This is a genomic window from Desulfobulbus alkaliphilus (assembly GCF_016918545.1).
Taxonomy (GTDB): domain Bacteria; phylum Desulfobacterota; class Desulfobulbia; order Desulfobulbales; family Desulfobulbaceae; genus Desulfobulbus; species Desulfobulbus alkaliphilus.
The window spans coordinates 25,448-40,043 of sequence record NZ_JAFFQC010000004.1 but is presented as its reverse complement, the minus strand read 5'-3'; the positions used below and the strand labels follow the sequence as shown (position 1 = coordinate 40,043).

The window sequence follows — 14,596 nt, the reverse complement described above, 5'->3', positions numbered from 1 at the left end:
GACCGCAAAAAAAGCCCCTGTCCGTTGGATGACCCACTTTAAGAGCTGAAGATGCTGAATAAAAGAATTGAAATTACCATTCCCGAGGATGTTCAGAATAACTGGCAGGAAATCGTTGATATCCTCACGCAGGTTTGCAACGTGCCTGTCGGGTTGATCATGAGATTAGACGAGTCTGATATTGAAGTTTTTGTTTCAAATCGCAGCCAGGATAATCCTTATCGTCTCGGAGATAAAGAACATTTCCAGGGTTCAGGACTGTATTGTGAAACTGTGATTAACTCCAGGGGCAAACTTCTGATTCCTGATGCCTTGGCGGACGAAAATTGGAAAAACAACCCGGATATAAGGCTGAATATGATTTCTTATTTGGGGTTTCCGGTTTTTCTGCCAACGAAGAAACCTTTTGGCACGATTTGTGTGTTGGATAACAAGCGGAATGAATACTCTCCGGTCGTCGAGCAACTCATGCTGAAATTCAAGGATATGATCGAGTCTCACCTTGAACTGATTTTTTTAAATCAAGCTCTTGTCGATGAGAACAAGCAATTGACAGACTATTTGATGGAACTGCAGGCCTTGCGAGGCATTGTGCCGATTTGTTCGAGTTGCAAAAGCATCAGAGACAAAGAAGATAATTGGCACCCCGTTGAGCATTATCTTATTCGCCATCCCGAAGCTGAATTAAGCCATGGTATTTGCCCCGAATGCGTTATAAAATTGTACCCTGAATATGTAAAAGGATCGCGATGACCAAGCGTGGATAATCGTTCGGTGAGAGGTACACTGAGCCGATTGGGCGAGAAACACAGGGGCGAATGCACAACTGCTGCATTCGCCCCTGAAGTTTGACCCTGGAGCTGCTGTCAGACCTTGAATTGTTTCACCAGGTTATCCAGTTGAGTGGCCAACTCGGCCAGCCCCTGGGCGTTCTGCTGCACCTGGGCGCTGCCGTCGCCCACCTGACCGGACTGCTCGTTGATGCCATTGATGTCGCGGGTGATCTCGGCAACGACCACCGTGCTCTGGGCGACATTCTCATTGACCTCGGCAATGCCCTGGGAGGCCTGTGAGATATTGTTGGCGATTTCATTGGAGGCGGCGGATTGCTCCTCGACAGCGGTGGCAATGCCGTTGATGACGCTGTTGATTTCGTTGATCACCGCGGATATTTTCTCGATATCCTCCACCGTGGTGGTGGTGGTGGCCTGCATCTCGCTGATCTGATTCTTGATGTCCACCGTGGCCTCGGCGGTCTGGCGGGCCAGTTCCTTGATCTCGTTGGCGACCACGGCAAAGCCCTTGCCGGCCTCGCCGGCCCGGGCCGCCTCGATGGTGGCGTTGAGGGCCAGCAGGTTGGTCTGCTCGGAGATCTCGGTGATGGTCTCGGTGACCCGGCCGATCTTACGGGCCGACTCGCCCAGATGGGTCATTTTCTCGGAAGTCTGCTGGGACTGCTTGACCGCGTTCTCGGAGATGGAGCGGGCTTTTTCCGCGCTCTGGGCGATCTCGTTGACCGTGACGGTCATCTCTTCAGTGGAGGAGGCCACCATGTTGACGTTGCTCGAGGATTGCTCCATGGCGGCGGACACTGACTGGAAGTTGGTGCTCATCTCTTCCGTCGCCGCGGCCACGGCGCTGGACCGGTCCGCGGTATCCTTGGCCGCGGTCGACAGCTGCTTGGACACCGCGGCCATGTCGTTGGAGGAGGCGGCGAGCCGATCGACGCCGCTGATAATGTCGCGGATCATGGTGCTGAGCTGGGTCACCATGGTGTTGAGGGAGGTGGCCATAAGGCCGATCTCGTCCTTCTGATTGATGTCCAGCTTGGCGGTGAAATCCCCTTTGGCCATGGTCTCGGCCAGGACCGAGGCCTTGCCCACCGGGCCGGTGATGGAGCGGATGATGAGGAAGGCCAGACCGATGCTCAGCACCAGGGCGACCAGCAGCAGGATGCCGATCACGGTCGTGGCCCGGGAGGCATCCTGACCCGCCTGCTGGCCGTCTCTGTTGGCCAGGTAGGTTTGATACTCGATCAGTTCATTGATGCCGTTAATATAGGCCCCTTGCACCTCACGGATTTCGCTGAGAAGCAGCGCTCTGGCAGGTTCGAGCTGCTCCGTCCTGATCAAATCCATGTAGGCTTCGGTGTGGCGGATGTATTCGGGGCGGACAGCGGTCACCGCCCTGAGGAGAGCTACACCGCGCTCGGAGGTGATCGTTCGGCTGAATTCATCCACCTGGGTCGCGATCCTTTGCCGGGCATCGGCGATCCGGCGCAGTTCTTCTCCCTGGCGCTCCCTGTTGGTGTCAATGTAGATATTGCGTAATGCCTGGGCAATGACATTGAGATCATCGATGACACTGTTGGCCTGTTCGGTCTTGACCATCCGGTCGGTGACAAGCAGGTCAATCTGTCGGTGCAGGGAGCGGATCTCCATGATGGCATCGCCGCCGACAACCATCAGCAGCACCAGAATGGCACCGAATCCCAAACCAAGCCGTGTTCCAATCTTGAAATTTTTCAACATCGTTCTCTCCTTGTGGTTGATTGTGCGGTCTCGGTGTGCTGCCCGTGCCGATCCCTGGTACGCCTGTTCAAAAGGCCCTCGTTTGTATTCGCTTCCTGCAGCGCCTGTCGTCCTCGTCTTTTGTCCTCAGGAATCCTCCTGGATGGCCAGGATCCTGTCGATGTCGAGCAGGCCGATCAGGTTGTTGTCCTGTTTGCAGACCCCGGTGAAGTACCGACCCTGAATGCCGCGCATATTGGCGGGGGCCGCCTCCTTCTGGAGCAGGTCCACGGCGACCACGTCCCTGATCCGATGGACCAGGATGCCGACCTTGCCGCCGCTGGTGTTGACGATGATCACCCGGGCCTGGGATGGTGGTTCCATGGCGACGAGACCCAGGCGGCGGGCCAGGTCGATGACCGTGACGATCTGGCCGCGCAGGTTGAGGATGCCGAGCACATCCTCCGGCGCCTGCGGCACCCGGGTCATCTGGGTCACTTTGTTGATTTCCTGGATCTGCAGGATCTCCATGCCGCAAATGGCCTCGCCGACCTGGAAGGTGGCCAGTTCCGTCAATTGACTGCTGGTGTTCGTGGTTGTCATGGCTGTTCCTGAATGATGGTTGATCGATTCCTGAATCCGTGAGCGTTCGTCCGTGCGTCAGCTTCGTTGTTCGTGGCCGTTCGATTAAAGTAGACTTTATCGGACGGTTACGGGCAATGAAGATGGCGTGCGGACGGATGCCCCGAAGGGCGGCTGGTGAAAGTTCTTTTCAAGGGTTTAGCTGTAATTATACTATGCTTACAGCAAGATATATCCAAAACAAGCGTCCAGCCATCACGGATTCAGGCGATTGACCACGGTTGATGCGGGCGGTCATGATCGCCGGAATTATGGGCTGCCTTCTGGTCCGGTCACGCGGGCAAGGGCTCGGCAAACCATTCCGGATGGAGGCAGCCGACGATCTCATGGATATCCACCAGCATGGTGGTTGTGCCGCCGATGATGGTCGAGCCCCTGATGCCGGTCTGCCGCAGGGTATCGGTGTCGATGTCGCTGGTCACTTCAACCGCATCCACCGGCCCGCAGGCCAGCAGGCCCACATCCCGGCCCTCCAGGCGAAAGACGATCACCAGCAGGTTGTCCTGGTCCGCCACTGGTTCGACCGCGGCGGCATCGTCGACACGGACCAGGGGCAGGCTGCTGTCGCGGTACTGCAGGACCCGGCGGCTGCCAAGAACTTCGATCTCGCTCCGGTCGATTTTTTCGACCCGTTCCACCAGGTTCAAGGGGACGGCGAACTGCTCATTCAGTCCGCTGCGGAAAGTGAGAAAGGCCTGCCGCTCCCGGGACTGGGCCAGGGCTTCACTGGCCACCTCGGCGGCCCGTTTCGAGCCTTCGACCGAGGTCAGCCCGGCCATGCGGGCCAGGTCGGCCACATCGAGGATGAGGGCGATGCGGCCATCCCCCATGATGGTCGCCCCGGCATAGCCCTGGCACTGCTGCAGGTGGCGGCCCAGGGGCTTGATGACGATCTCCTCCGAATCCAGGAGGCGGTCGACGATCAGACCGTATTTGAGTGATCCGGTGGACACCACCACGATATTGAGGGCGCTGGCAGGACTCTGGCGACGATCCGGCGATTGTCGCTGCTGGTCCGCCGGGACCGGGGCAGGGCTGCTTGCCTGCGTGGCCTCTGTTTTCCGGCTGCGGCGGTCAGCGATGTTGTGGCGGCGATCCGCTTTGCGATCACCCTGTTCAGGATCAAGATAGGTTCGCTCGATGCCGAGGACATCAGCCATGCGGATCAGCGGCAGGAGGTTGCCGCGCAGACGGACCACTTCGGCATCGCCCACCCGCTCGACCCGATCCTTGATCTGGGCAGCGGCAATGCGCAGCAGCTCCTCGAGGTTGGCCTGGGGGATGGCATAGCGTTCATTACCGGTCATGACGATCTGGCAGGGGATGATGGCCAGGGTGAGCGGCAGCTTGATGGCAATGGTGGCCCCCTGTCCAGGCACGGAATCGAGGTCCATGGAGCCGCCCAGTTGATCGAGGCTCTCCTTGATGGCCGCCAGGTCGACCCCCTGTTCATCGGTGGAGAGTTCCGGCAGCAAGAGCAGGTGCAGCCGTTCCTTGGTCGACATCAGTTGCGCCTGTTCGGCGGTGAGAACGCCCTTGGCCACGGCGCGTTCGGCCAGTTGTTTGCCATCAATGCCCCGGCCATCGTCACTGATGGCGATGACCACCTGGCCGGCGGCGTGGTAGGCCTTGATGGTCAGGGAAGCGCACGGATCCTTGCCCAGGTCCTGTCGGTTCCGGGCCGATTCGAGGCCATGGATGACCCTGTTGCGGACCAGTTGCGTCAGCGGCGCATTGATGGCCTCGAGGATGGTTTTATCGAGTTCGACCTCCTGACCGATGAGGGACAGGCCGATTTCCTTGTGCTGTTCCTTGCCCAGGTCCCTGACCAGGCGGGGGATCTTGGCGAGGATGGTGCCGATGGGCTGCATGCGGGTGAGCATGATGGCCCCCTGCAACTCGGAGGTTACCAGGTCGATCCGCTGGCCCACGGCCTCTGCTTCGTGGACGCTTCCGGAGCTGATGGTCTGGAGCAATTGATTGCGGGACAGGACCAGCTCGCCGGCAAGATTCATCAATTGATCGAGCAGGGTGACGGACACCCGGATACTGCTCTCGGCTGTCGATGCGGCGGGGGATTTGTCGGCCCCGTCAGGGAGGGTCTCGCTGATCGGGCCCTGGTCATGGACAGTGACCGAGGCATTATCCGTTGCGGTTAATGGGTCTGGGGTGATCGGTGGGCTGTCTGGCGGCGGGTAGGTCTCGTCCTGAGGGGCCATGGGCGATCTCCTGTTAAGGGTGAGTGGTAGCGGTTTGTTGCTGAAACTGGTTATGTTCCGATGATTCTTTTCAGCATCCGCAAACCGTATCCTCGGAAGAGCAGTTGTATGTGTGCGGTGCAACGCATCGGCGTGCCGAGAATCAGCACAAGAGTCCAGCCGTCACGGATCCAGGAAGATATCTTCTTTCGGATCTCTCTCTGCTTGTCAAGGGGTGGGAATGGAGGCACCGTACCAGAGCAATTAGCAAATTTAAGGCCAGTTGAGATTTTAAATGAATGGCTTGTTGTTGATACGTTCCTGGAGCCGTGAGTGGACGCTCCGAAGGGCTGCTGGTGAAGGGTATTATCAAGAATGGAGCTCCATTTACAATCTGATTACAGCAAGATATATCCAAAACAAGCGTTCAGCCGGCACGAATTCAGGATTTTTTTTAAAATGTGCGCCGCAAGGGCCAGCAGATGGTACTGCATTGGCCATTCATTCCTACCGATGCAGACGGTAAACAGCTGTCTTGTTTTTTTTGGTGTGATGAGGTTTATTCAGGAAAAGTCATTTTTTTCCCGACGCTTGCCAAGCGGGCGATTCACAGGGTAACAGCCTGAAATAATCAATATGTTACTCGTCGTTTTCCCGGTTGTTTTTTGGGGGAAGAGACGGGAGCCGCCATGATGCCGAGCGTGGCAAGGGAAATGCTGCCTCAAATCTGGGGTGATGATAGAAAAGAGTTGTGCTGTCTACTTTTTTAGACAGTGTCTATAAAACTGGACTGCCGGCACATGTTGTTTTGAAAGGAGTGTGAACATCTTACGAATTGCGAAAAAGACCTGCCGCGGGCATGCTGTCCTGATCGTAACGGCCTTGTGCCTGCTGCTGGGAGGCTGTGCTGGAACAAGGGTTGAGCGGGTCATGGAAACAACAGCCTATTGCGGCTGTTCTTCTTGCTGCAGTTGGGAAAGGGGAAGCTGGCGATATCTCAAGTTGGATTTCTGGAACCGGTATGTCAGTGCCGGTCCGCAGCAGGGGCAACCGTACAGCGGTTTGACCGCCAGCGGCACCGTCCCCCGTGAGCCGGCACCCGGCCTGTTTTCCATGGACTCGGTAACCCGTCCCTGGATGATACCCTTTCGTTTGTTCCCCTGGGCGCTGCTTCCCAGGGATGGGACAATCGCTGCTGATACCGCCTATTATCCCTTTGGTACCCGGATGTATGTGCCTGGATACGGCTGGGGCAGGGTGGAGGATCGTGGCGGCGCGATCAAGGGCAGGGATCGGATAGATCTTTATTTTTCCTCCCATACAGAGGCGTTACAGTGGGGCCGGCAGGAATTGCGGGTACGGATTGAGTATCAGTGAAGCGTTGGCAGCACGGAAATCCAGAAAGCACGCCTTTCCGCACGGGAGATCAAGGAGGTGGCATCCAGCCGGAAGCCTGTCCAGGGGGGAATAACGGAGCATTTCGGGTAGCTGATTGTCTGCAATTGTCTCAACGTCCAGGGCCGGCACCCTTGCCGGGTCGGACCTGAGGCCTGTGAAGCCGGTGCTGTAGTTGAAGCATCCATTCGATGTCGTTTCGATCATGGATCCAGGCGGCGGGTGCCAGGCAGTTTTTCGCTAGCAAGCCGGCGAATCATGTGCGGACACCAGGGAAGATGGGGTGGGGAGGGGTGATGCGCAAGAAAAGTGGGGGCCAGATATCGCGGAAGTGGGATCTCAATCCGGAGTCGTACGTCCAGGTGTTGTCTCATGGGGGAGGGCTGCCAGGTCTTCTTTGCTTTCTTGTCTTGATATTGTTCACAGCCATGCCGTTGTGGGCGGATGACAGGGAGAGGCAGGTCATCGATGTCGGAGTGGCCTGGCAGGGCAAGTCAGAAATGCCTGTTCGAATGCTTGCAGGTGTAGAGAATGCCCTCAATGAGCATGCTCCCTGGATCAGGCTGGAGATCAGGAAAGAGTTGGAGAATCTGGTCGCTCTGGAGGCGGTGATACATGAATTCGAGGCCGGCAAGCAGGCGATGGTCATTCTGCGCAGCAACGGCGCGGAACTGCTCGGACGGCGAGGCGTTGCCATCCCCACCTTTATCGGGGGGATCAATAATCCCGTTGAACTGGGCGTGGCGGAGAGTCTGAACCGACCCAAGGCCAATATAAGCGGGGTGACCTATTATCTACCTGGCCGACTTAAACTTGAGACCCTTCGCCAGGTCTATCCGGCGATGACCAGATTTCTCCTGCTGGTGGAAGCCGGTCACCCCGGCAGTTTGATCGATGTCAAGGAGACCACCGATGCGGCCATAGCCATGGGATTGTCCGCTCGGCCGGTGTTCTGCGCAACCATTGAGGATGGCATTGCTGCCATTCGTACCGCGGAAGCCGATGACGTCCTTGTTTTTGGTGTTCAGGAACTGCTGATGGATAATGCCGCTGTCCTGCTGGAAGCGGCAGAAGAGCGTGTTGTCTTCAGCCATTCAGAGCAGGCAGTGGAACAGGGTGCCCTGGCCGGGATAGTGGCCGATGAGCACAAGCTTGGCTGGATGCTTGGCATGATGCTGGTCGATCACCTGGTCAACGGCAGACCCATTGACCAGATGCCTATCCTCAATGACCCGGAACCTCGTCTCCGCCTCAACCACAGTGCTGTTGAGCGGCTCAGAGACAGGATTCCCTTCACTGTTCGCAGCCTGGCCAGATCAGAACAGATTCTGGCCAGCATTCACAAAAGTGCGCCCACCGGTATCGGCATGGTACAGCATCGGGTGCTGACGCAGGTCAATGATTATATTCTCGATTTGACCGGGTACGAGCGGGAGGAATTGCTCGGTCAAAATGCGCGCATCCTCTACCCCACCCAGGCAGACTATGATTTTGTCGGTGAGGAAAAATACCACCAGATATCAGCGCACGGGACCGGGTCGGTGGAAACCCGCTGGCAGCACAAAGACGGCTCCATTCGGCATGTGATCCTTTCTTCCACCCCGCTTGATCCCAACGACCTGTCCCAGGGGGTCACTTTCACCGTGCTCGACATCACTGCCCGCAAGCTGGCGGAAGCAAATCTGGCTATTCGCACCCGCTGGTTCATGGTCATTCTGGCAGGCGGTATTATCGTACTGCTGATCCTGGTCGGCCGTCTGGCCACCAGTCTGCGCCAGCGGCACATCGCCATTAATGCCCTGGGGCAGAATGAGGAAAATCTGGCCACCACCCTGCATTCCATCGGTGATGGTGTTATCGCTACCGATGCCCGGGGTCGGGTCGTCAACATGAATCCGGTGGCTGAACAACTCTGCGGCTGGGAATTATCCGAAGCTCAGGGCAGAACGCTCAGCGAGGTGTTGCCCCTTGTCAATGCCAAGACCCGGCAGCCGGCTGCGGATCCGGTCAAGGAGGTCCTTGTTTCCGGGCAGATGGTCGGCCTGGCCAACCACACCTTGCTGCTGGCCCGGGATGGTGCTGAATATCAGATTGCCGACAGTGCAGCCCCTATTCGCGATCGGGCAGGCAATGTCACCGGAGTGGTGCTGGTCTTCAGCGATGTGACCGAGAAGTATGCCCAGGAAGAGCGTTTACAGCAAAGTGAAGAAAAACTGGCCACTCTTTTTGCCGCCATGAGTGAAATGGTGGTGCTGCACGAACTGGTTTTTGACAGGGCGGGGAAAGCGGTCAACTATCGCATTATTGACGCCAACCATGCTTTCACCCAGGTCACCGGTATCCCCCGGGATCAGGCTGTGGGTCGGCTGGCCACCGATGTGTACGGCACTGAAGAACCACCGTATCTGCAGGAATTCTCCCGGGTGGCGCTGACCGGTGAACCCTATGTATACACCACCTGGTACGAGCCCATGGGTAAGCACTTTGCCATCTCCGTGGTTTCTCCACACCAGAATCATTTTGCCACCGTAACTACCGACATCACCGAGCAAAAAGAGGCTGAAGCCGCCCTGCAGGCCTCCCTGGATGAGAAAGCAGTGTTGCTGCGCGAAGTGCATCATCGGGTGAAAAACAATATGGCGGCCATGGTCGGACTTTTCAATCTCCAATGCAAAGCCATCGCCGATCCCCAGGCCCGGTCCGTGCTGACCGAATTGAGTTCCCGGGTCCAGGCCATGAGCCTGGTCCACGAAAAACTCTATCGTTCCGAGTCCCTGGCCCGAATCGATTTTCAGGAATATCTCCAGTCGCTGGTCACCAGCCTGTGCACCTCGTTTGGCAGTGCCGATCTTCACTGTGAGGTGAACGCTCATGGGGTTGATATGCCGCTTGACCTGGCCGTACCCTGTGGCATGATCATCAATGAACTGGTGACCAATGCCCTCAAGTACGCTTTTCCCGGGGAGCAGCGGGCAACCGAGCACGGGAAGGACTGTCTCCAGATCTCCATGACCCATGACAACAACAGTTTCACCCTGTCTGTTGCTGATAATGGTGTTGGCCTACCGCCTGATTTCGATTTGGACACGACCAAAACCCTTGGCCTGACCCTGGTGAGAATGCTCGGGGAGCATCAACTGGGAGGGCAATACCATGTCGATCGCAGGGCCGGCACGCGATGGACCCTGGTTTTTCCGGATCGCAGCCAGGAACAAACAGATGGTTGAATTTCCTGTTTTCAGTAATTCAATCCTGCCTTGATTCTATAGTCACCGGTCACCGTTGAGAACGGTTTGATCCTGGCCAGTGTTCCTCCAGGCAGAGTGCTTCAGGACTTTATGCCGACCTCTGCATGGGACGCCACGATTTTTGCTGTGAGGATTGTTTAATGCACTTGTATCAGGTGTTCAGGAGTTCGAGTACCCTGGCCGGCAACAACAAGCGCCTGCAGTTCTGCCCCCGGTGCGGGCTGGCCTTTGCGGAAAAAGAGCTGGAAGAATTTGCCAGACAGACCTGCCGCCAATGTGATTTTGTGTCGTATCTCAATCCTGATCCCGGCATTACGGTCTTGATCAGGTCGTCCGAGAAGAAAATATTGATCGGCAAACGATCGTCAACAGCGCGTTATGGTAATAAATGGTGCCTGCCGGGTGGCTACATTGAATATGAAGAAAGCTTCATTGAAACAGCGCATCGAGAGGTCAGGGAGGAAACCGGCCTGGAGATACGCATCGAAGGGATTGTCAATGTGGTATCAAATCTTCTTGATGATTACCACCATACCATTGTCATTATCTTGATTGGGGATGTTGCAGGTGGCCGGCAACAGCCGGGGGATGATCTGACCGAACTGCGATGGATCGATCGGGATCAGCATGAGCGCATGGACTATGCCTTTGCAGCGGACCGGAAAATCATTGACTGCTATTTCCAGGGGAGTATGAGGGTCTTGCCCATCGACAAGAGATTTGAGCCGTCCTCTTCTGCTGTCTGAGGTTGCTCTCCATGCAAGCAGATCCCGATACTCGTGGTCTCCGCTATCTTTGCCGGGAACGAGCTGGAACGGAATTGTTCCGAGTTGGGTGTGGATGCTTTTCTTCCTGAATCCGTGAGCGTTCGTCCGTGCGTCAGCTTTGTTGTTCGTGACCGTTCGATTAAAGTACACTTTATCGAACGGTTACGGGCAATGAAGATGGCGTGCGGACGGATGCCCCGAAGGGCGGCAGGTGAAAGATATTGCCAAGGGTTCCGCTGCAATTATAAAATTATTACAGTAAGATATGTCCAAAATAAGCGTCCAGCCGTCACGGATTCAGGTTCTTGCCATACCGGTCAATCGAGGGGACTGCCCATCACGGTGTGCTCAATGCCGAAGTTCATTTCATCCAGAAACCCTTTTCCATGCAGAAACTCGCCATCGCCATCAGGACTGTTTTTGAGCAGGGGGAATAGCACCTGAATTGCGGGGTATCGCCGGTTACCCGAGGAGCGTTGCACCCAGACTCAGCTCGAAAACAGGTCCTCTCGCATCGCTTGTTTATTCATCGGTACCTGGCGTTGATGGCTTCCAGGGCGGCGCTTCCCGGGCAGAGGTCGGTCCTGGTGAGGCTGTTGAGCGCTCTTGTCGTGGTGTGGAGGATTTCGTGGGTGTCGGCGGATTCCGGATTGATGTAGAGCACCCCGGTGAGCACGACTCCCTTGTCTTTGTGGTCTTCCAGGTTATCGATGGCCTGCCGCCGGTCGGTGACATCGGCGCCCTCAGGCGGTTTATGCAGGTAGATAGTCGAGTTGTCGTGCAGGGTCACGGCCTTGGTTGTCCCGTCCGGGTACTCGGTGGTGATGGTCTGGCGAAAGGGCACGAAATCAAAGGTATTGGTCGCCTCGCTGTGCTCCCGGACCCAGTGGTAGCTTTTGGTCGATTCGGGGTTGTTGTTGAAGGTCACACAGGGCGAGATAACGTCGATGAAGGACAGACCGCTGTGGGATAACCCGGCCTTGAGCAGGGGCACCAGCTGCTGTTTGTCGCCGGAGAAGCTGCGAGCGACAAAGCCCGCTCCCAGCTGAATGGCCAGTTCACAGAGGTCGATGGATTCCAGGGGGTTGACTCCACCTTTTCTGCTTCTGGAGCCTTTATCGGCGGTGGCCGAATACTGGCCCTTGGTGAGACCGTAACAGCCGTTGTTCATGACGATGTAGAGCATGTGCAGGTTGCGGCGCACCGCATGGACAAATTGCCCCATGCCGATGGAGGCGGTATCGCCGTCCCCGGAGACCCCCAGGTAGATCAGGTCGCGGTTGGCCATGTTGGCCCCGGTGGCAACCGCCGGCATGCGGCCGTGTACCGAGTTGAAACCGTGTGATCTGCCCAGATAATAAGCCGGCGTCTTGGAGGAACAGCCGATGCCGGAGATTTTGACGATCCGGTGCGGTGGCAGCGCCAATTCGAAGCAGGCTTGAATAATGGCATTGCTGATTGAGTCATGGCCGCAACCGGCGCACAGGGTTGAAACGGCCCCTTCATAGTCCTGGCGGAGGAATCCGGCGCTGTTGGGCGGTAGATCAGGGTGGCGGAAAGTCGGTCGGGAAAAGGTCATGATACGTCTCCTTGCTCGGATAGGGACGATGGCGGCATCAGGCCACGTTCGCTCAAGGCTGCTTCCAGGGTCCGGGCAAGAGCACGACTGGCCACGGGCAGGCCGTCGAAGCAGGTGATGGCCACCAGCTTGCCGGCTTCCAGGTTGAGTTCGTTGATCAGCAGGGTGCGCATCTGACCGTCACGGTTCTGTTCGATGACAAGAACAAGTTCGTGTTGGGCGATGAAATCGAGCACCTCCTGTTGAAAGGGAAAGGCGCGCAGGCGCAAGGTGTTAATGGGCAGTCCCCGGGCACGGAGACCGTCGAGCACCTCGACAGCGGCTGCGCTGGTGGTGCCGTAAAAAAGAGCCCCCAGACGGGCAGCCGGGTCATGGATAGTGATCGCCGGTCGGGGCATCAGGCTTTTGGCGGTCTCCCATTTCAGCAGCAGGCGCTCCATGTTGCGCTGGTACGTGGCACTGTCTTCGCTGTAGGCGGAATACTCATTGCGGGAGGTTCCCCGGGTGAAATAGGCACCCTTGGTGGGATGGGTTCCCGGATAGGTTCGGTAACAGATGCCGTCCCCGTCGACATCGAGATACCGGCCCCATGGGACGGTCAGCGCGTCCAGTTGCTCGGCATCCAGCACCTTGCCCCGGTCGTAGGGGCGTTCATCGTCCCAGGTCAGGGGCGCGCAGAGATGATCGTTCATGCCCAGATCAAGATCGCTGAGAACGATCACCGGTGTCTGCAGGCGGTCCGCCAGATCAAAGGCCTCGGCGGTCATGGTGAAGCATTCATCTGGGTCGGCGGGCAGGAGTAGGGGATTTTTGGTGTCGCCGTGGGAGGCATAGGCACAGGCAAGAAGGTCTGATTGCTGGGTGCGGGTGGGCATGCCGGTGGAGGGCCCGGCCCGCTGGACATTGATGAGCACCGCCGGGATCTCCGCGAAATAAGCCAGGCCAAGAAATTCGGCCATCAGGGATACGCCTGGCCCGGAGGTGGCGGTAAAGGCCCGGGCCCCGTTCCAGGCGGCACCGATAACGATCCCGATCGCCGCCAGTTCGTCTTCCGCCTGGACAATGGCGGCCGTGAACCGGCCGGTGTCCGCTTCCCTTCTGTATTGTTCGACAGCGCGACCAAAGGCTTCGATGATTGAGGTGGCAGGGGTGATGGGGTACCAGCCGACCACCGTGGCCCCGCCATACAGGGCTCCCAGGGCGGTAGCCGTATTGCCGTCCATGATGATGGCCTCTCCGGTCCGGTCGCGGCGGTGTACCGCGAGATGGCAGGTCTCGGGGTGGTGCTCCCTGGCATGGGTGTAACCAAGTTCGAGGATACGGATGTTGGTTGCCGCCAGGCTGTCCTTTGTGCCGAACTGACTGGTCAGGGCATCTTTGAAGACCGGCAACTCCATGTCGAGCAGAAAGGCCAGCGCCCCGACGTAGAGGATGTTTCTGAGCAGGGGGCGCAGGCGCGGATTCTCCACATGTTCATTGCAGAGCAGGGTCATGGGGATGCCGATCACCCGGACATCGTTGCGCTGCAGCATCTCCGGCAGCGGCTGGGAAGAATCAAAGAGAAAATACCCTCCCGGCGCCAGGCCGGTAAAGTCCTGCTGCAGAGTCTTGCCGTTGACCGCCACCACCAGGTCATAATCCCCGCGTCGGCCCAGATACCCCTGTTCGTTGACCCGCACCTCATACCAGGTCGGCAGGCCCTGAATGTTGGAGGGAAAGATGTTTTTCGGGCTGACCGGCACCCCCATGCGGAATACCGCCCTGGCAAAGAGGTTATTGGCACTGGCCGACCCGGAGCCGTTGATGTTGGCAAAACGGATCACACAATCGTTGATGCTGTGCAGGTACGTCATGGTTGTCCCGCCTGGGGTGCATGAGAGAGGGATTTCCGCATCTTCCAGGCCGAGGTCGGGCAGCGTTCCGCGCAGATGGAGCAATGCGGACAGACGTACTGGCAGTCGATCACCTTGAGGAAAGAGTGCGAATCTTCGATATCCTTGGGTTTCACAGGCACAACTCCTGGCGCGAAAACATGGTTGATGGCCGCTGCAAATACATTTGGTTCATTGTACAAAAAAAAGGAGATCCAGGCGAAACAAACAAAAAAAGGCGGCAGGATTTTTTTGCGTGGTGAGCGGCAGGCAAAAGCCAGGGAATCGGGGTGGCCATCACGGCACAGTCGCGACTGCTTACCTGCCCATTGGGGGCCATGGCCAACAGCTCCGTCTGGGCAGGCCAGGGATACCTGGGCCGCTCA

Annotated in this window: 11 protein-coding genes; 5 read left to right on the top strand and 6 right to left on the bottom strand. The window is 57.4% G+C overall.

The window, feature by feature from the left end:
• Positions 1–51: 51 nt before the first annotated feature.
• Entirely contained in the window at positions 52–753 is a 702-nt protein-coding gene (locus tag JWG43_RS03270) for a GAF domain-containing protein (RefSeq protein ID WP_205241387.1), read from the top strand.
• Between the two features lie 113 nt (positions 754–866).
• On the opposite strand, the gene JWG43_RS03265 is transcribed toward JWG43_RS03270, so the two are convergent.
• The 3 genes from JWG43_RS03265 to JWG43_RS03255 all read right to left on the bottom strand — a co-directional run bounded on the left by JWG43_RS03265 (position 867) and on the right by JWG43_RS03255 (position 5,371).
• The gene (locus JWG43_RS03265; RefSeq protein WP_205241386.1) at positions 867–2,531 is read right to left on the bottom strand and encodes a methyl-accepting chemotaxis protein; all 1,665 of its coding nucleotides are present in this window, start codon (positions 2,529–2,531) and stop codon (positions 867–869) included.
• 126 nt (positions 2,532–2,657) lie between these two features.
• A complete protein-coding gene (locus JWG43_RS03260; RefSeq protein ID WP_205241385.1) occupies positions 2,658–3,113 on the bottom strand; it encodes a chemotaxis protein CheW in 456 nt (151 codons plus the stop codon).
• A gap of 311 nt (positions 3,114–3,424) precedes the next feature.
• Positions 3,425–5,371 (bottom strand): chemotaxis protein CheW, encoded by a 1,947-nt coding sequence (locus tag JWG43_RS03255; protein WP_205241384.1) that lies wholly within the window; start codon positions 5,369–5,371, stop codon positions 3,425–3,427.
• Between the two features lie 798 nt (positions 5,372–6,169).
• Between JWG43_RS03255 and JWG43_RS03250 the strand changes: the two genes are divergently transcribed.
• The 4 genes from JWG43_RS03250 to JWG43_RS19875 all read left to right on the top strand — a co-directional run bounded on the left by JWG43_RS03250 (position 6,170) and on the right by JWG43_RS19875 (position 11,197).
• The gene (locus JWG43_RS03250; RefSeq protein ID WP_338033222.1) at positions 6,170–6,727 is read left to right on the top strand and encodes a 3D domain-containing protein; all 558 of its coding nucleotides are present in this window, start codon (positions 6,170–6,172) and stop codon (positions 6,725–6,727) included.
• Between the two features lie 314 nt (positions 6,728–7,041).
• On the top strand, positions 7,042–9,972 hold the full coding sequence (locus JWG43_RS03245) for an ABC transporter substrate binding protein (RefSeq protein ID WP_205241383.1): 2,931 nt from the start codon (positions 7,042–7,044) through the stop codon (positions 9,970–9,972).
• Between the two features lie 161 nt (positions 9,973–10,133).
• A complete protein-coding gene (locus JWG43_RS03240) occupies positions 10,134–10,739 on the top strand; it encodes a nucleotide triphosphate diphosphatase NUDT15 (RefSeq protein WP_205241382.1) in 606 nt (201 codons plus the stop codon).
• Positions 10,740–11,065: 326 nt separating this feature from the next.
• On the top strand, positions 11,066–11,197 hold the full coding sequence (locus JWG43_RS19875) for a hypothetical protein (RefSeq protein WP_275888419.1): 132 nt from the start codon (positions 11,066–11,068) through the stop codon (positions 11,195–11,197).
• 89 nt (positions 11,198–11,286) lie between these two features.
• Here the strand turns inward: JWG43_RS19875 and JWG43_RS03235 are convergent, their stop codons facing one another.
• Genes JWG43_RS03235 through JWG43_RS03225 form a run of 3 tightly spaced genes read right to left on the bottom strand, consistent with a single transcriptional unit; the run spans position 11,287 to position 14,347 of the window.
• Positions 11,287–12,339, bottom strand: coding sequence for a 2-oxoacid:ferredoxin oxidoreductase subunit beta (locus JWG43_RS03235; RefSeq protein ID WP_205241381.1), 1,053 nt, complete (start codon positions 12,337–12,339; stop codon positions 11,287–11,289).
• Positions 12,336–14,192, bottom strand: coding sequence for a 2-oxoacid:acceptor oxidoreductase subunit alpha (locus JWG43_RS03230; RefSeq protein WP_205241380.1), 1,857 nt, complete (start codon positions 14,190–14,192; stop codon positions 12,336–12,338). The genes JWG43_RS03235 and JWG43_RS03230 overlap by 4 nt, the downstream gene beginning before the upstream one ends.
• Positions 14,189–14,347: a hypothetical protein gene (locus JWG43_RS03225; protein WP_205241379.1), complete on the bottom strand. Its 159-nt coding sequence runs from the start codon at positions 14,345–14,347 to the stop codon at positions 14,189–14,191. Before JWG43_RS03225 ends, JWG43_RS03230 begins: the two co-directional genes overlap by 4 nt.
• Between the last annotated feature and the right edge of the window lie 249 nt (positions 14,348–14,596).